Here is a 17,395-nt window from a genome sequence, read left to right on the forward strand (position 1 = left end):
GTAGGGTTTTATGTAGAGTTAGATGTTGTTGATTATATCTTTCAATAAATTGATTTATAAGGATTTTAATTATTTCTTGTAGAGTCTAATGTAGGGTTTGCGGTAGGGTGGCGCCTGACTGTCCACCCCGCAGTCCCCAGGCAATCCCCCTCACCCTGCCTGCTCCACCGGCGTCACCGTCAACTCCACCCGTTGCGCGCCGCGCAACACCGTCACGTTGACCGGCTTGTCGATACGCGAAGCATCGAGCGTGCGTTGCAGAGCATCCACATCGTGCACCGGATGCGCGTCGATCGCGACGATCGTGTCGTCGGTGCGCAAGCCGCCGAGCGCGGCCGGACTGCCTTTGACGATCTCCATCACGTGCACGCCGCTTTGCGTGCCGAGCCCGAAATAGCGCTGCACGCGCCGCGACAGCGGCGTCGTCGTGCCGGCCACGCCGATATACGCGCGTCGCACGCGACCGTGCGCGAAGATCTGCATGATGACCCACTTCGCGGTATCGATCGCCGTCGCAAAACAGATGGCCTGTGCGCCAGGAATAATCGCGGTATTCACGCCGATCACCTGACCCGCCGAATTGATCAGCGGTCCGCCCGAGTTGCCCGGATTCAACGCCGCGTCGGTCTGGATCACGTCGTAGATCATGCGGCCGGAGTTCGAGCGCAGCGACCGGCCGAGCGCCGAAACGACGCCGGTCGTCACGGTCTGTTGCAGCCCGAGCGGGTTGCCGACCGCAATGGCGATCTGCCCGACGCGCAGCTTCGATGATTCGCCGAGTTCGACATGCGGCAGCGGTTCCGGCGAACCGATGCGCAGCACCGCGAGATCGCTGCCGGGATCGTCGCCGACCAGATCGGCGTCGAACTTCGCGCCGTCGGCCAGCGTCACCTGGATATGCGTCGCGCCATGCACGACGTGGCTATTGGTCAGCAGGTAGCCGTCGGGCGTGAACAGGAAGCCCGAGCCAGTGCCGCCGCGCGCGCCGCGCCCATGCGCAGACGCGTCGCCGGGCAGCCGGCGTTCGACGGCGATAAACGCGACCGCCTGCTGCACGCGCTCCAGTGCACCGATCACGGTGCGGGAGTAGGCGTCGAGCAACGCGTCGTCGTCGTTGGTCAAAAGGTCGGTGGATTGGGGCCCGGGGGCGTCGGATGCGGCGCTCGACAGGTCATCGATGAAGCGTGGGCGGCTTCCCATAACGATGCTCCGGATAGACGGGCTCCGAGATGCGGGGCGCTGCGCGAGTTTTCAAGTGCATCCCGGGGGCGTCGGCGGCGTGCCGGCCGCGCCGCCAGACCGGTGGCCACTGCCCGTGAGACACTTTCCCGGGCGGGCCGTCGCTCGCCGCTCGCTCGCGCCTCGGAGACCCTGTTCATGTCCGCATCTAACGCTTCAGCGCCGCAATCCCCGCCGCCGGGTCCACGCATCGAGTCGCTCAGCGCGATCACGCTCGCCACCGGCGACATGCAGCGCGCCGTCGCGTTCTACGAAGCGCTCGGCTTCCCGCTCAAGTTCGGCGGTCCGCGCGAGGCCTTCACGTCGTTCGCGTTCGGTAGTTCGTATTTGAACCTGATCGCCGATGCGCGCGCGCCCGTCAACTGGTGGGGGCGCGTGATCATCTACGTGTCGGACGTCGACGCGTTCTATGCCGGGGCGGTGGCGGCAGGCTTGCAGCCGTCGTTCGCGCCGTCGGATGCGCCGTGGGGCGAGCGCTATTTTCATATCACCGATCCGGACGGCCACGAACTGAGCTTCGCGCGACCGCTGCCCTAGCGGTGGAAGTCGAGACCAAACTCGCTATCATGGGGTTAATACGCATGTGCAGCGGCCGCCCACGCGGTAACACGGCTGACACCTCGAGCTTCGATAATCGAACGCGACCGCGTCGCGCTAGCCGCCGCGCGCCATCCCATTCCTGTTGCGAGGAGAGCCGCAATGAAAGAGCCAGACCCGACACCCGATATCGAACTGATGGCGGAGCGGCAACGCCGTTTCGAGGAAGACCTCATCGACGCCTACGACGAAGAACTCGAAATGGAGGTCGACGACCGCATCATCGATGGCCCGGAGGGCTTTACGCCCGAGCATCGCGAGGCGCGCAAGCAGTACTTCCGCGAACTGTTCCGGCTGCAGGGAGAACTGGTCAAGCTGCAGGACTGGATCGTCGCGACCGGGCACCGGCTCGTCGTGATCTTCGAGGGGCGCGACGCGGCCGGCAAGGGCGGCGCGATCAAGCGCATCACACAGCGCCTCAATCCGCGCGTGTGCCGCGTGGCCGCATTGCCCGCGCCGAACAATCGCGAGCGCACGCAATGGTATTTCCAGCGCTATGTATCGCATCTGCCGGCGGGCGGCGAGATGGTGCTATTCGATCGCAGCTGGTACAACCGCGCGGGCGTCGAGCGCGTGATGAACTTCTGCACCGACGAGGAATACGAAGAGTTTTTCCGCTCGGTGCCGGAGTTCGAAAAGATGCTGGCGCGCAGCGGCGTGCAGATCCTCAAGTACTGGTTTTCGATCACCGACGAAGAGCAGGAAATCCGCTTCCAGAACCGCATTCGCGATCCGCTCAAGCAGTGGAAGCTGAGTCCGATGGATCTGGAAAGCCGGCGCCGCTGGGAAGCCTATACGCTGGCGAAGGAGGTGATGCTGCAGCGCTCGCATATCCCCGAGGCGCCGTGGTGGGTCGTGCAGGCCGTCGACAAGAAACGCGCGCGCCTGAACTGCATTCAGCATCTGCTGAGCCAGGTGCCGTATCACGAAATCGAGCATCCGCAGATCGACTTGCCCTCGCGTGTCTATCACGAAGACTATAGCCGTCAGCCGGTGCCTCAGTCGATGATCGTGCCGGAGCTGTATTAAAAGCGGATCATATGAAATAGCTGGCCAACGAAAAAGCGCGGTACGTGTATGAGCGTACCGCGCTTTTCTTCTTGCTTCGCCCCGCCAGATCGGCGAACTCAGAACACCGAACGGAATACCCAGAACAGCCCGCCCGCTAGCGCGATCGACGCGGGCAACGTCAGCACCCATGCGAGGATCAGACTGCGCACCGTGGCCCATTGCAGACCCGAGCCGTTGGCCGCCATCGTGCCGGCCACGCCGGAAGAGAGCACATGGGTCGTCGACACCGGCAGACCGTAGACGTCGGCGGCACCGATCGTGACCATCGCGACGAGTTCAGCCGACGCGCCCTGGCCGTACGTCAGATGCTGTTTGCCGATCTTCTCGCCCACCGTCACGACGATGCGCTTCCAGCCGACCATCGTGCCGAGACCCAGCGCGATCGCGACCGCCACCTTGACCCACGGCGGAATGAACTTGGTCGCGTGGTCGATCTGCGTTCTGAAGTTGGCGATGACCTTCGCGTCTTCGGGCGAGAACTGCGGCTGATTGGCCTTCTGCATCAGACGGATCGCCTCGGAGGTGACATACATGTTGTTGCGCACGTTATCGACGATGCCTTGCGGCACCGAGGCCATCGAGCCCGACTCGCCGACCTGGCGACCGATCTGCTCGGTCAGCTGCTGCAGCGCCGGCAGCGTGGCGGGCGTCAACTGACGGGTGCGCACGAAGGCCTCGACGTCGGCGCGCGGATCCGCGGAAGGCGCCGCGCCCTGCGTGTAGCGCGACAGCGTCGCCACGGTTTGATGCGCGACCGCGACGAAGTTCTGCGTTTGCGCCGGCGTGACCGCCTTGTTCAGCGCGTAGGCGGTGGGAACGGTACCGATCAGGATCAGCATGATCAGCCCCATGCCTTTCTGGCCGTCGTTCGAGCCATGCGCGAACGACACGCCCGTGCAGGTCAGAATCAGCAGGCAGCGAATCCAGAACGGCGGCGGCTCCTTGCCCTTCGGCTCGGCATACAGCGCGGGCACGCGCACGACGGCCTTCAGGATCAGCAGCAGCAAGCCCGCAAGCAGAAAGCCCACGATCGGCGAAAACAGCAGCGACTTGCCGACGCCGAGCGCCTGATTCCAGTCCACGCCACTGGTGCCGTTCGCACCATGCAGCATCTGATTCATCAGACCTACGCCGATGATCGAGCCGATCAGCGTGTGCGAACTCGAAGACGGCAGGCCCAAAGACCACGTGCCCAGATTCCAGATGATCGCGGCGATCAGCAGCGCGAATACCATCGCGAAGCCGGCGCTGCTGCCAACCTGCAGAATCAACTCGACGGGCAGCAGTTGCAGCACGCCGAAGGCGACCGCTCCGCTCGACGTCAGCACGCCCAGAAAATTCCACGCGCCAGACCAGACCACCGCGATATTCGGCGTCAGCGAGTGGGTATAGATGACGGTGGCGACGGCGTTGGCCGTATCGTGAAAGCCATTGACGAACTCGAAGCCGAGCGCGATCAGCAGCGCGACACCGAGCAGCAGATACGGCAGCACCGAGCTTTCGCGTACGGGCTGCAGATCGTCTATCAGATGAACGCCGCAGTACACGACGCCCGCGATCAGCAGGGCAACGAAAATAACCAGGCCGGCGCTACGGCCTTTGCCGCTGGCGGCGCCTGGTTGCGGATACGAAAGTTCCGGCATGACGTGAGCCCCAAAAAGTGGTCGCAGAGTTTTTGATGCTGCTTTCGCTGTGTGTCGCAATGATGACAACTGCGTGACGACATTGGGGGCGCAGGAAAAACACACGCGGCGCGGCCTATGCTGCGCCGCTCACGCCGGTAAAGACTACGCAGGCTGGTGGACGGGAATAGTAAGACGTCCGAAGCGGACTAAGCAAGTGATGAATAACACGAACGGCGAGTGGGCTTCGGTTGCGCTCACGATGCGCTGACTACTTCGCCGCTTGCGCTGCCACCGAGGGTGCGTTTATAAGCTTCCGCGACGATTTCCGCCGGTACCCCTTGCGACGGATCGCGGCCCATCGACTCGAGCGTTTCGGCGACCCACCCCGGGCTCACCACATTGACGCGGGCCTTGCCCCGCAATTCGAGCGCGGCCGAGCGCGCAAACGCTTCGACACCCGCATTGACGATGCTGACGGCGGCGCTGCCTTCCATCGGCTGTTGCGCGAGCACGCCGCTCGTCAGTGTGAACGAGCCGCCTTGCGACACATGGTCTACGCCGCAGCGCACCAGATTGACCTGCCCCATCAGTTTATTGGCAAGACTAAAAGAAAAGTCTTCGTCGCCAAGCGCCGCGAGCGGCGCGAATTTTGCCGAGCCGGCCGCGCAGACGATCGCGTCGAAGCTGCCGGCTTGCGCAAACATCGCTTCGATGCTGCTTTTGTCCGACAGGTCGACGTGCAATTCCGAGCCTTTGCGGCTCGCGCCCACCACGTCATGCTCGGTGGCGAGCAGCCTCACGATGTGCGAACCGAGCAGGCCGGTCGCACCGACAACGAGTATTCGCATACATCCTCCTAAGGTCTGTTTGCGGCATTTGCCGCGCTGCACACCGCATCGTCAAGCCGGAGCGCTCGCCGAACCGAACCGTGCAACGCACGATCCTATTGGTCGAGGATAGACGCTGCCAGCGTGACGCGCCAACGCGTGAGGAAAGAGCCGGCTGACACGCGCCCCGATCCTCCTGAGCATCATTTTTGCTACGCTGAAAGTAAGGTCATGTTTCCCAGGAGCGTCGATGAAGCAAGACAGCGAGACAGTCAACGAGCCGGTACAGGACGAACCGGCACAGCGAGCCTTCACTTCCTATGCCGCGCCGCTCGTCGATGAGGCGATCCGGCTCGCCAAAGGGGTGCACGGCGACGCGTCACCCGAAGCGCTGCATAAACTGCGCGTTTCACTGCGGCGTTTGCGTTCGTTATGGTGGGCTTTCGCACCGCTGCTCGACAAGGGCGAAAATTCCCGGCAACGCGCGGTCTACAAGTTTCTCGCCACCGCGGCGGGTAAAGCGCGCGATTGGGACATCCTGATCGCGTTGCTCAAGCAGCAAGACAGCGGCGCGCAAGCATTGATGCCGAAGCTCGAGCAGGCGCGCCGCGACACGTTGGCGACCAGCCGCGAGACGTTGTTGAACGCCGACGTCAAGCACCTGCTGCGCGATGCGTTGGCCACCACTTCCGCGCAACTGCACGCCACGCACGATTCGGCTATTGCGCTGCGCAAATTTGCCGCTCGACGCATAGGGGTGTCGGAGCACTCATTGAAAAAGCGCATCAAACGCGCACGCCATGCGAAACGCTCGAATTACGCAGCCTTTCACGATGTCAGAAAAGCGGGCAAGAAACTGCGCTATCTGTTCGAGTTTTTCGGGCCGGTGCTTAAAACCAGCCATAAGCGCACGCTCAAGCGCCTGAAAAAAATCCAGAAGCGCTTCGGCATGCTCAACGATACCGTCGCGAGCGAAACGCTGTTGCGCGATAATGCCGCGTCGCTTGCCGACGCGGACCACATCGAAGCCGCGTTGGGTTGGCTCGACAGGAAACGCAAACGCCGCTTGCGCGCGGCGTCGGAGCTACTGGGCTGAGAGCGCGCGTTCGGTCCTCGTTAGCGCGGAGGATTCGCAGCCCAAAATGCACGGCGCACCGCGCTGCGGTCCGAAAGAATAGTCCGCGAAGGAGGCGAGGAGCGTGGCGCCGCATTGGCTTTCGCTGCGTCATCGGCTGTGCCTGACTTGCGCGCCGTTCGAGCCGGGATGACCCGCTATGTGGGCAACCGCCCGTGGGTGGCCGGCGTCGCCGGCACGCTCGTCGCGTTGGCGATGTCGATCCTGACGGCGGTGGAGGTCGGCGAAGGCCGCCGCGAAATGCTCGATCATGCGCGCCAGACGTCGCAAAACCTCGTGTCGATCATTTCCGCCGATCTCGCGCGCAACGTCGAAATCTATAGTCTGTCGCTGCAATCGATGGTGGATGCCGCGAGCGATCCGCTCACATGGACGCTGCCGGTCCCGGTTCGCCAGGCGATGCTGTTCGATCGCGCGACCACCGCCGCCTTTCTCGGCGGTGCGTATATAGTCGGCGCCGACGGTGAAGTGGCCGCCGCGCAGTACGCCGACGCCAACACCACCGTCCATCTCGACGATCGCGAATACTTTCAGGTGCAGCAGCGCAATCCGGCGGCGGGCCTGTATTTCTCGCATCCATTCATGTCGCGGCTGCGTGGCGGCAAGCTGTCGATCGCGTTGACGCGGCGTATCGACGATGCGCAAGGCCGCTTTGCCGGCATCGCGCTGCTCGCGATTCGCATCGAGTACTTCCAGCACCTGCTGGACCGGATCGACACCGGCGAGCAGGGCTCGGTTTTCATCGTGATGGCGGACGGCACGCTGCTCGCGCGCAAGCCGATCGACGCGCGCGCTATCGGCACCAGCGTCGCAAAGTCGCCGACGTTCGCACCGATGACGGTGCACGACTCCGGCAGCTACGTATCGGTCTCGCCGGTCGACGGTGTGCGTCGCATCTTCACCTACACGCACGTACCGGGCACGCCGCTGATCGTGGCCGTCGCGCCCGCTGTCGATGACGTGCTCGCGCCGTGGCAGCGTCGCAGTCACGTGGCCGCCGCGCTGACCATCTCGTTCGGCTCGGTGTTCGTGCTCGTGTCGTGGCTGCTCGCGTTCGCGCTGCGCGACAAACAGCGCGCGCAGGCCGCGCTGCTGCGTCTTGCCGCGACCGATCCGCTGACCGGGCTCAACAATCGCCGCGTGCTCGACAAGCGGCTCGACGACGAATGGAAGCGGGCGCGACGCGAGAACAAGCCGCTGTCGGTGCTGTTCATCGATATCGATCACTTCAAGCGTTTCAACGATACCTACGGCCATGAGAGCGGCGACGAGTTATTGGTCGCGGTGGCTGATTGCATCGCGTCGGTGGCGCGGAGCTCGGCCGATCTGGTCGCTCGCTACGGCGGCGAAGAGTTCGCGTTGGTGCTGCCGGATACGACCGCGCAGGGCGCGTTCGCGGTCGCGGAGCAGATTCGTCGCAAGGTGGAAAACCAGGTCATCGTGCGCGGACACGATGCGCCGCAGGCGGTGACGGTGAGCGTCGGCTGCGCAACGGCGCTGCCGAGCGCCATGGATTTCGCGAACGGACTCGAGCTGCTGGCCGCCGCTGACGGACAGTTGTATGTGGCGAAGAACGAAGGGCGCAATCGCACCCGGTCGGCGCAGTGGGACGAGTATTCGGCGACGCAGGGGGCGTCGCGCACTGGGGCGGTGCTTTAACGCCAGGTGTTCATTCGCGTGGGCGGGCGCTTCGTCGGCGCAGATTGTCGCGATGCGGCGCGATTCAGGCGCGGTCCGCACTGCGCGGCGCGAAGCCGCGCAACGTCACCGCCGCAGGTGTTTCGTCCCGCGACGCCGAGCGCGGCCGATTGGCGGCCGAACCATCCGCGTGAGCCAGCAAGCCCACCGGGAAGCCACGCCGCTGCCATGCATCGAGCCCGCCGCGCAGTGCGCGAATCCGCGTGTAGCCATTGCTGCGCATATGCTGCGAGACTTCGAGCGCGGTCGCGCTGTCCGGGCAGATGCAATAGATGACCAGGTCGTATGTGCGCAGCGCGCCGTCGATCTGCTCAGGCGAATGCGGATCGAGCGCGCGCGCGTCGGGAATCTGGCGTCGCAGATCGAGCAGCGGAGCGCCGGGCCGCGCATCGAGCACGCGGGACGGCGCCATGCGGCGCAGGCGACCGGAGCGCCGCCTGCGCCACGGCATGCTCCACGCGGCGGCACTCGCCGATGAGGCCCGCGTCGGCGCGGCCAGCATCGGCGCGGCTTGGGCCGACGTGGCTCGCGTGAACCGGCGCCGTTCGTAATATCGCAGATACAGCCGGTAGAGCAGATAGACGAGCGCCACCGCAAGAAGAATGTCGGCGATTGTGCCGCCGCGCTGCTCGACGAACGCGCGCAGCATATGCACCTCGCGTTCCACGGCCGCGCCGCCGAGCAGCCAGAACGTCGCCCACGCGGTCACGCTCGCCAGATCCCATAGTGCGTAGATGCGGATGTCGACGGCAGTCGTACCCATTAGCGGCGGCGTGATCAGGCCGAGGCCGGGCACGAACTTCGAAATCGACACGAGCGGCACGCCATAGCGTTCGAATAGCGCGCGCGCGGTTTCCAGCCTCGTATCGACGGCGGGCGACAAGCGGCCGAGCCACGAAAGCAGTTTGCGTCCATACAGCCGGCCCGCCGCGAACCAGGTGCCGTCGCCGATCAATGCGCCCAGCACCGCCGCGCCGAGGGTCGGCCAGAACGCCAGGGTGCCCGCGGCGATCGCCGAGCCCGCGAACAGCAGCATCGGTACGGCCGGAATCGGTACGCCGAGGCGCGTCAGCAGGACGTTGACGAACACGATAGTGCTGCCCCAGGTTGAAACCGCCGACAACGGAAACTCGACCAATTGAGGCGCTCCTGTCGCTGCTGTTGGGCTGGCATGCGTGGACGGCCGGTGTCGAACATCGGCCTCAATCGCCAATACGCAACTAACTGTCAACCCCGCGTGCCCACCGCAACGTGGCCGGCGCTTGAAGAGAGTGCGCGCGGGCGCGCACTCTGGATTCGCAGGGGCGGGGGCTGCATCGTCAACGAACCACAGGCAGTCCCCGGGTCCACCTCATCAGGTATTCGGCACCGACATCACGCCCGGATTCCCGACGATCGCCAGAAACTCGCGCCGTGTCGACGGATCGGTGCGGAACGTGCCGAGCATGCGCGACGTGACCATCGTGACGCCCGCCTTGTGCACGCCACGCGTCGACATGCACTGATGCGCGGCTTCGAGAATCACGCCCACGCCGGCCGGCTGCAGCACGTCGTTCAGCGTATCGGCGATCTGCACCGTCATCTTTTCCTGAATCTGCAGCCGTTTCGCGAACGCATCGACGAGACGCGCGAGCTTCGAAATGCCGACCACGCGATGATTCGGCAGATACGCGACGTGCGCGCGTCCGATGATTGGCACCATATGGTGCTCGCAATAGCTTTCGAAGCGGATGTCCTTCAGCACGATCATTTCGTCGTAGCCGTCCACTTCGGAGAAGGTACGCGCGAGGATATCGCGCGGATCGATCTGATAGCCGACGAAGAACTCCTCGTAAGCGCGCGTCACGCGTGCCGGCGTGTCGATCAGGCCCTCGCGCTGCGGATCGTCGCCGGCCCAGCGCAGCAGCACGCGCACGGCTGCCTCGGCTTCTTCGCGGCTCGGGCGTTCGGCGGCCGCTACGGGTTTGGTTTTTTTTGCCTTGCTGCTGGTCATGCGTCGTCCTCCTGGATCGCGCGTCGACGCTGCGCGACGCGCGGGGTCAGTAACTGAGGTCATTGTTCCATGTTTTGCGCTGAAGGTGCCGATGCCCCTTTCGCGGCCGGGGCAGTCGCGGGCGTGCTGCGCACGGCTACTTGGGCCATTCGTCCATCGCATCGTTGAACAGCTCGGCGACCACGCCGCGCAGCCAGCCGAGGCGTGGATCGTTATGAAACTTGCGATGCCAGTGCTGCCGCAGATCGAAGCGCGGCAACGGCAGCGGCGGCTCGACGAGCATGATCGACGCATGCTCCGACACGTACGCGAAGCCGATCGCGTGCGGCACGGTCGCGAGCAGATCGGTGCGCGCGAGGATGAAAGGCAGGCTCATGAAGTGCGGCGTTTCGAGCACCGCCCGCCGTCTGATGCGTTTCTTTTCGAGGTACTGTTCGAGCACTTCCTGGCTGCGTCCCTCGGCGCGCACGACCGCATGCCCGGACGCCACGTATTGCTCGAGCGTGAGCGGTCCCTTCGACAGCGGATGTCCGCTGCGCATCAGGCAGATGAAGCGATGCGTGAAGAGCCGCTGCTGAAAGAAGTTGTTGCCCGCCAGGTCCGGAAAATAGCCGACGGCGAGATCGACGTCGCCCGATTCGAGCCCGCGTTCCACTTGCGACGGCGACAGCGTGACCGAGCGCAGATTCGCGGACGGCGCGCGCTCGGCGAACAACTGCAAAAGACGCGGCAGAAACACGATTTCGCCGACGTCGGACAGCGCGATCGAAAACGTGTGCGTGCTGGTCGCCGGATCGAAATCCTGCACGTCGAGCATGCCTTTCTCGATGCGCAGCAACGCGTCGCGCGCGGCGGGCAGGATCGCGAGCGCTCGCGGTGTCGGCTCCATGCCTTTCGATGTGCGCACGAACAGCGGATCGTCGAAGTATTCGCGCAGGCGCCCCAGCGCGGTGCTCACGCGCGGCTGGCTCACGCCGAGCTGCTCGGCGGCGCGGCTCACGTTGCGCGTATCTTCCATCGCGACCAGATAGGGGATCAGGTTCAGATCCAGATGTGTCTCGGACATGCTTGTTAAGGCTCGCGGGGCGGGTGGGGCAGGGGAAGGCTTATGCCGTATCGTTATAGAGCCTAGTTGAAAAATCGCCCATAAGGATAGTGGGATTTTGCGCGGCCGGCATTTTCGCGCGCAGGGCGAGTGCAGGACGACGGCATCCCGGACCTTCGCCGCCGCGCGCGGCGACCTATGATGAAGGGGGTTTCCCTGCCTTGACAATCGGCCCACCGGACAACCATAATCGCCGAGGCGTTCGCTAAACGAATCACTGTTCACGCAACGAACAAAATGCAGCGGCGAATTAATCGAATGCGCCAGCCCGCTCTCCCCTCGCGAGTCGTCGCCAGCATGCCAGGAGACTGTTTCCGCGCATGCTTTGCCGGTTACGGCTGTCAGCCCAGCGGCACGTAGCGCCCCCAAAGGAAATTCGACATGATCAACAAGATTTTCGAGACACTTCAATCGGCGGTCGCCGATGTCCACGACGGCGCGACCGTCATGATCGGCGGCTTCGGCACGGCCGGCATGCCGTCCGAGTTGATCGACGCGCTGATCGAGCAGGGCGCGCGCGAGCTCACCATCGTCAACAACAACGCAGGTAACGGCGATATCGGCCTCGCGGCGCTGCTGAAGGCCAAGCGCGTGCGCAAGATCATCTGCTCGTTCCCGCGTCAGACCGACTCGTATGTGTTCGACGCGCTCTATCGCGCCGGCGAAATCGAACTCGAACTCGTGCCGCAAGGCAACCTCGCCGAGCGCATCCGCGCGGCGGGGGCGGGCATCGGCGGCTTCTTCACGCCGACCGCGTACGGCACCAAGCTCGCCGAAGGCAAGGAAACGCGTCTGATCGACGGCCGTCACTACGTTCTCGAAGCGCCGCTGCACGCGGACTTCGCGCTGATCAAGGCGTACAAGGGCGATCGCTGGGGCAACCTGATCTATCGCAAGACCGCGCGTAACTTCGGGCCGATCATGGCGAGCGCCGCGAAGACCGCGATCGTGCAGGTGTCGGAAGTGGTGCCGCTCGGCGGCCTCGATCCGGAAGAAATCGTCACGCCCGGCATTTTCGTGCAACGCGTGATCGCGGTGCCGCAAGCGGCGCATGCCCCCACGCCCAATCCTCACGACGCTGCTGCCTGACCTGGAGACCGACATGAAGAAACTGACTCGCGATGAAATGGCCAAGCGCGTTGCCCAGGACATCCCTGAAGGCGCTTACGTGAACCTCGGCATCGGTGTACCGACGCTGGTGGCGAACCACCTCGCCGCAGACAAGGAAATCTTCCTGCACAGCGAAAACGGTCTGCTCGGCATGGGCCCCGCACCGGCGAAGGGCCAGGAAGACGACGAACTGATCAACGCCGGCAAGCAGCACGTCACGCTGCTGACGGGCGGCGCCTACTTCCATCACGCGGATTCGTTCGCGATGATGCGGGGCGGCCATCTGGACTTCTGCGTGCTCGGCGCGTTCCAGGTGTCGGCGAAGGGCGATCTCGCGAACTGGCACACCGGCGCACCCGACGCGATTCCGGCGGTCGGGGGCGCGATGGACCTCGCGATCGGCGCGAAGCAGGTCTACGTGATGATGGAGCACCTGACCAAGCAGGGCGAGAGCAAGATCACCGCCGAGTGCTCGTACCCGGTCACCGGTATCGGTTGCGTGACCCGTATCTATACGGACCTCGCAATGATCGACGTCACGAAGGAAGGCCTCGTCGTGCGCGAGATTTTCACGGACATCGGCTTCGACGAACTGCTGAAGCTGACCGGTGTGCCGATGACCGACGGCACGCAGGCCGCGCGCGCGGCCTGATGGTTCGCTGAGGCGTCGCGGCGGCGGTCTGCTTTGCGGCCGCGTCGATGGCGTCTCGTCTGAAAGCAGCATTGCGCGAACGGGTCAGCGATGTCGGGGCAAACTCCTCGTCAGCGCTGGCCTGGCAACTTCAGCGACGGGTTGACCGCGTTTGGCGCACAATACGCAGCACATACTGCGGCATACGCACGGCACGAGCGCGGAGCAAGCGCGCTACGAGCGCTTGCTCCGCCACGGCGTCTGCTTCGAACCGCCGCGCGCGGTGCCGCTTCTTCGCTTCCGATTCCCTCAAACATCGTTGTCACCATGCTCGACTCCAGCGCCCGTCTGACTGGCCTTCTTTGCGGCACACAGCCGATGAACGACATCTGGGCGCCGCGTGCCACGCTGCAGCGGATGCTCGACGTCGAAGCCGCGCTCGCGCGTGCCTCTGCCGCGCACAAAGTCATTCCCGAATCCGCCGTCCCCGCGATCGAAGCGGCCTGCCAGGCCGATCAGCTCGACGCCGACGCGCTCGCACGCGACGCCGCGCTGGGCGGCAACCTCGCGATTCCGCTCGTCAAGCAACTGACTGCACGCGTCAAAGCCGCGGATGCCGAAGCTGGCAAATACGTGCATTGGAGCGCGACGAGCCAGGACATCATCGACACCGCGACGGTACTGCAACTGCGCGACACCTTCGACCTGCTCGACAGCGGCCTGCAAGCCACCTGCGACGCGGTCGCGAAACTCGCGACCACCCATCGCGCGACACCAATGATCGGCCGCACGTGGCTGCAACAGGCGCTGCCGATCACGCTGGGTCTGAAGTTCGCGCAATGGCTCGACGCGCTGTTGCGTCATCGCGAGCGGCTCGATGCGTTGCGCGAACGTGTGCTGGTGCTGCAATTCGGCGGCGCGGCGGGCACCCTCGCGAGTCTGCGCGAGGCGGCGCCGCAGGTCACGCAGTCGCTTGCCAAGGAACTCGGCCTCGCGGTGCCGACCTTGCCGTGGCACACGCAGCGCGATCGCATCGCCGAGACGGCGTCGCTGTTCGGCATGCTGATCGGCACGCTCGGCAAGATCGCGCGCGACGTGTCGCTCCAGATGCAAACCGAAATCGACGAACTCGCCGAACCGGCCGCGTCCGGCAAGGGCGGATCGTCGACGATGCCGCACAAGCGCAACCCGGTCGGTTGCGCGGCGGTGCTGACTGCCGCGACGCGCGCGCCCGGCCTCGTGGCGACCGTGCTCGCCGGCATGGTGCAGGAGCACGAACGTGCGCTCGGCGGCTGGCAGGCCGAATGGGACGCGCTGCCGGATCTCGCGCGCCTCGCGGGCGGCGCGCTCGCGAACATCGAACAGATCGCGTCCGGCCTGAGCGTGAATGTACCGCGCCTCGCCGCGAATCTCGACGTCACCCGCGGCCTGATCCTCGGCGAAGCGGTGATGCTCGCGCTCGGCGATTCCATCGGCCGGCTCGACGCGCATCATCTGGTCGAGCGCGCGTCGAAGGCGGCGATCCGCGACGGCAAGACGCTGTACGACGTGCTCGCCGCCGACGCGGCCGTCACCGAACATCTTTCGCTCGAGCGCCTGAAGCAGTTGCTCGATCCCGCTCAATACGTCGGCCAGGCGCACGCATATGTCGACGCCGCGCTGGCGCTTCACACCACGCGCGCGCAGCGCGCCCATTCCAAGGAGTAACCGGCATGCCCTACGCCGCAGTCAACGGCACCGAGCTTCACTATCGCATCGACGGCGATCGTCACGGCCACGCGCCGTGGCTCGTACTGTCGAATTCGCTCGGCTGCGATATGTCCATGTGGACGCCGCAGGTCGCGGCGTTGTCGAAGCACTTCCGCGTGCTGCGCTACGACACACGCGGCCACGGTCATTCGGAAGCGCCGAAGGGTCCGTACACGATCGAGCAGCTGAGCGGCGACGTGCTCGGCCTGATGGATACGCTGAAGATCGCGCGCGCGAATTTCTGCGGCATATCGATGGGCGGCCTGACCGGCGTCGCACTCGCCGCGCGTCATGGCGACCGCTTCCAGCGCGTCGTCCTGTGCAACACGGCCGCGCGCATCGGCTCGCCGGAAGTGTGGGTGCCGCGTGCCGCGAAGGCGCGCAGCGAAGGCATGTTCGCGCTCGCCGACGCGGTGCTGCCGCGCTGGTTCACGGCCGACTTTATCGAGCGCGAGCCGGTCGTGCTGGCGATGATCCGCGACGTGTTCGTGCATACCGACAAGGAAGGCTACGCATCGAACTGCGACGCGATCGACGCGGCCGATCTGCGCCCCGAAGCGCCGGGTATCAAGCTGCCGACGCTGGTGATCAGCGGCACGCACGATCTGGCCGCCACGGCCGCGCAAGGCCGCGAACTCGCCCAGGCGATTCCGGGCGCGCGCTACGTCGAACTCGACGCCTCGCATATTTCCAACATCGAAAAGGTCGGCGAGTTCACGAAGACCGTGCTCGACTTCCTGACGGAGGCAAAATGAACGACGAAGACCGTTACGAAGCCGGCATGGGGGTGCGTCGCGCGGTGCTGGGCAACGCGCACGTCGACCGTTCGCTCGCGAACCGCACCGAGCTGACCGAGGAGTTCCAGAACCTGATCACGCGTTATGCATGGGGCGAGATCTGGACGCGTGAAGGTCTGCCGCGTCATACGCGTAGCCTGCTGACGATCGCGATGATGGTTGCGCTCAATCGCAGCGAAGAACTCGCGCTGCACCTGCGCGCCGCCAAAAACAACGGCGTGACGCGCGAGCAGATCAAGGAAGTGCTGCTGCAGACCGCGATCTACTGCGGCGTGCCGGCGGCTAACTCCGCGTTTCATTTGGCCGACAAGCTGTTCCGCGAGGATGATGCGGCGGCCGCGGCGGCGAAGTCGTAAAGACTGAGCACGCGCAGCTGGCCCGGCGCATCGCGCAGGATCAGGTCGAAGGCGAGGGCAGGCGTGCTCACGACGGACTCCGCAGCTCACGCGGGAAACGCTGCACGGCCACCCACGCGATCTGCTGCACCCGACGGGGGTCGCCTTCGACACCGCGCGCAGTTCATCGAGCAGTTCCTGCGGCAGGTACTGGCGGTAGGAAGGGTTGCGGTAGCGGCCGGCCATTTCAGTTCGTCCGGTGAACGGTCAAAATCATAGTGTGTGGTAATTCAAATCCGTCCTTTACAGTGGGCCGATTCGTGGGGAAAACAGAACCACGCTGCAGATGTGCAAAAACCGGACGTTAAGAACGTCAGGGCAGTGAAGCCTCAAGCCACGAAAACCGCAGCAAACGGAAGCCGCAAAAAAACGAAAACGCCTGTCACCGTTGTGAAGGAATGCGCACGGCATTCCTTCGCGAATTCGGCGGGCGCCGATATTTTTTTATACGGTAGTCGTCGCTACAACGCTCACCGGTACCTGCACGCACACCGCGCGCAACACCGTTTCCTTGATCACCTCGCGCCAATGCGCGAGCGCCGCCTTGTCCATCAGCGGCTCGCCGAGAAACGCGCCGAGCGTGTACTGATTGGCGTTATAGAAATAGCCGAGCGACGCGATCATCAGATACACGTCGCGCGCCGCGATATCGGCGCGAAACACGTGCTGCGCGCGACCCGCGTCCAATAGCTTCTGCACGACCGAAATCGCGTAGCCCGAAATCTCCTTGAGCTTCAGCGATTTTTTCGCATGCTTGCCCCGGTGCAGGTTTTCGCTCGACAGCAACGTGACGAACTCCGGGTGATCGAGGTAGTACTGCCAGACGAACTCGACCATCTGTTCGAGGCCGTGCACCGGATCGCGCAGATCGAGATCGAGTTTGCTTTCCGCTTCGTTGAACTGCGTGTAGATCGTTTCCAGCACTTCGATGAACAACTGCTCCTTGCTGCCGAAGTAGTAATAGATCATCCGGTCGTGCGAACGCGCGGCCTTCGAAATACTTTCGATGCGGCCGCTCGCATAACCCTGCTTCGCGAACACCCTGATGGCCGCCTTCAGGATCTTGGCGCGCGTGTCCTGCGCCTGTTTCGCGCGGATACCGATGGCGCCCGGCTTGCGGGCGGCGGTGGGGCTCATGACGGTCTCGGATCTCTTTGTCAGCGTAGGTTTGAACGGCGGGCGCGCAGACTCGGCACGCCGATGCCGCATTGCACCATGATCCCGCGTGACGGAAAACACGTTGCACAGTCGATTTTGATCGAGTAGATTTCAATCGAGTTTGGTGTAGAAGATACTACATGAACGGTGAGTGACCGCAACATGAAAGTGGGCGGCCCACGCGGAAGTGCCCTGAAACCGGGACGATTCGCGCACCGCGCAGCACCCCCAGCCATGTCGCGCCTGTGATGTCGTACGGAACCCC

The 17,395-nt window shown here is 64.4% G+C and carries 16 protein-coding genes; 9 read left to right on the top strand and 7 right to left on the bottom strand.

The window, feature by feature from the left end; genetic code table 11:
• Positions 1–150: 150 nt before the first annotated feature.
• On the bottom strand, positions 151–1,200 hold the full coding sequence (locus tag OKW44_RS14985) for a S1C family serine protease (protein ID WP_018423581.1): 1,050 nt from the start codon (positions 1,198–1,200) through the stop codon (positions 151–153).
• 177 nt (positions 1,201–1,377) lie between these two features.
• On the opposite strand from OKW44_RS14985, the gene OKW44_RS14990 reads away from it, so the two are divergent.
• A complete protein-coding gene (locus tag OKW44_RS14990; protein ID WP_018423580.1) occupies positions 1,378–1,776 on the top strand; it encodes a VOC family protein in 399 nt (132 codons plus the stop codon).
• A gap of 162 nt (positions 1,777–1,938) precedes the next feature.
• Positions 1,939–2,865 (top strand): polyphosphate kinase 2, encoded by a 927-nt coding sequence (ppk2, locus tag OKW44_RS14995; protein ID WP_018423579.1) that lies wholly within the window; start codon positions 1,939–1,941, stop codon positions 2,863–2,865.
• Between the two features lie 98 nt (positions 2,866–2,963).
• Here the strand turns inward: ppk2 and OKW44_RS15000 are convergent, their stop codons facing one another.
• On the bottom strand, positions 2,964–4,550 hold the full coding sequence (locus OKW44_RS15000) for an inorganic phosphate transporter (RefSeq protein WP_018423578.1): 1,587 nt from the start codon (positions 4,548–4,550) through the stop codon (positions 2,964–2,966).
• A gap of 236 nt (positions 4,551–4,786) precedes the next feature.
• On the bottom strand, positions 4,787–5,380 hold the full coding sequence (locus OKW44_RS15005; RefSeq protein ID WP_018423577.1) for a short chain dehydrogenase: 594 nt from the start codon (positions 5,378–5,380) through the stop codon (positions 4,787–4,789).
• Positions 5,381–5,609: 229 nt separating this feature from the next.
• Here OKW44_RS15005 and OKW44_RS15010 point away from each other — a divergent pair, with 229 nt between their 5' ends.
• Both OKW44_RS15010 and OKW44_RS15015 read left to right on the top strand, forming a co-directional pair.
• Positions 5,610–6,455: a CHAD domain-containing protein gene (locus tag OKW44_RS15010; protein ID WP_018423576.1), complete on the top strand. Its 846-nt coding sequence runs from the start codon at positions 5,610–5,612 to the stop codon at positions 6,453–6,455.
• A 168-nt stretch (positions 6,456–6,623) separates the two neighbouring features.
• Positions 6,624–8,153, top strand: a complete 1,530-nt coding sequence (locus tag OKW44_RS15015; RefSeq protein ID WP_018423575.1) for a sensor domain-containing diguanylate cyclase — start codon at positions 6,624–6,626, stop codon at positions 8,151–8,153.
• Between the two features lie 64 nt (positions 8,154–8,217).
• Here OKW44_RS15015 and OKW44_RS15020 read toward each other — a convergent pair whose 3' ends face one another.
• The 3 genes from OKW44_RS15020 to OKW44_RS15030 form a co-directional block, all read right to left on the bottom strand.
• Positions 8,218–9,330, bottom strand: a complete 1,113-nt coding sequence (locus OKW44_RS15020; protein ID WP_018423574.1) for a VTT domain-containing protein — start codon at positions 9,328–9,330, stop codon at positions 8,218–8,220.
• 216 nt (positions 9,331–9,546) lie between these two features.
• Positions 9,547–10,185, bottom strand: a complete 639-nt coding sequence (gene folE, locus OKW44_RS15025; RefSeq protein WP_018423573.1) for a GTP cyclohydrolase I FolE — start codon at positions 10,183–10,185, stop codon at positions 9,547–9,549.
• Between the two features lie 136 nt (positions 10,186–10,321).
• Positions 10,322–11,251, bottom strand: a complete 930-nt coding sequence (locus tag OKW44_RS15030; protein WP_018423572.1) for a LysR family transcriptional regulator — start codon at positions 11,249–11,251, stop codon at positions 10,322–10,324.
• A 420-nt stretch (positions 11,252–11,671) separates the two neighbouring features.
• On the opposite strand from OKW44_RS15030, the gene OKW44_RS15035 reads away from it, so the two are divergent.
• The 5 genes from OKW44_RS15035 to pcaC all read left to right on the top strand — a co-directional run bounded on the left by OKW44_RS15035 (position 11,672) and on the right by pcaC (position 15,933).
• Positions 11,672–12,379 (top strand): 3-oxoacid CoA-transferase subunit A, encoded by a 708-nt coding sequence (locus OKW44_RS15035; protein ID WP_018423571.1) that lies wholly within the window; start codon positions 11,672–11,674, stop codon positions 12,377–12,379.
• Between the two features lie 13 nt (positions 12,380–12,392).
• On the top strand, positions 12,393–13,052 hold the full coding sequence (locus tag OKW44_RS15040) for a 3-oxoacid CoA-transferase subunit B (RefSeq protein ID WP_018423570.1): 660 nt from the start codon (positions 12,393–12,395) through the stop codon (positions 13,050–13,052).
• A 306-nt stretch (positions 13,053–13,358) separates the two neighbouring features.
• A complete protein-coding gene (locus OKW44_RS15045; RefSeq protein ID WP_026226369.1) occupies positions 13,359–14,738 on the top strand; it encodes a 3-carboxy-cis,cis-muconate cycloisomerase in 1,380 nt (459 codons plus the stop codon).
• Positions 14,739–14,743: 5 nt separating this feature from the next.
• Positions 14,744–15,535 (top strand): 3-oxoadipate enol-lactonase, encoded by a 792-nt coding sequence (pcaD, locus tag OKW44_RS15050; protein WP_018423568.1) that lies wholly within the window; start codon positions 14,744–14,746, stop codon positions 15,533–15,535.
• Positions 15,532–15,933, top strand: a complete 402-nt coding sequence (pcaC, locus tag OKW44_RS15055; protein WP_018423567.1) for a 4-carboxymuconolactone decarboxylase — start codon at positions 15,532–15,534, stop codon at positions 15,931–15,933. Before pcaD ends, pcaC begins: the two co-directional genes overlap by 4 nt.
• A 483-nt stretch (positions 15,934–16,416) precedes the next feature.
• On the opposite strand, the gene OKW44_RS15060 is transcribed toward pcaC, so the two are convergent.
• Entirely contained in the window at positions 16,417–17,109 is a 693-nt protein-coding gene (locus OKW44_RS15060) for a TetR family transcriptional regulator (RefSeq protein WP_018423566.1), read from the bottom strand.
• Positions 17,110–17,395 lie beyond the last annotated feature (286 nt).

The sequence above is a fragment of the Paraburkholderia lebeckiae genome (assembly GCF_050436325.1).
Taxonomy (GTDB): Bacteria; Pseudomonadota; Gammaproteobacteria; order Burkholderiales; family Burkholderiaceae; genus Paraburkholderia; species Paraburkholderia tuberum.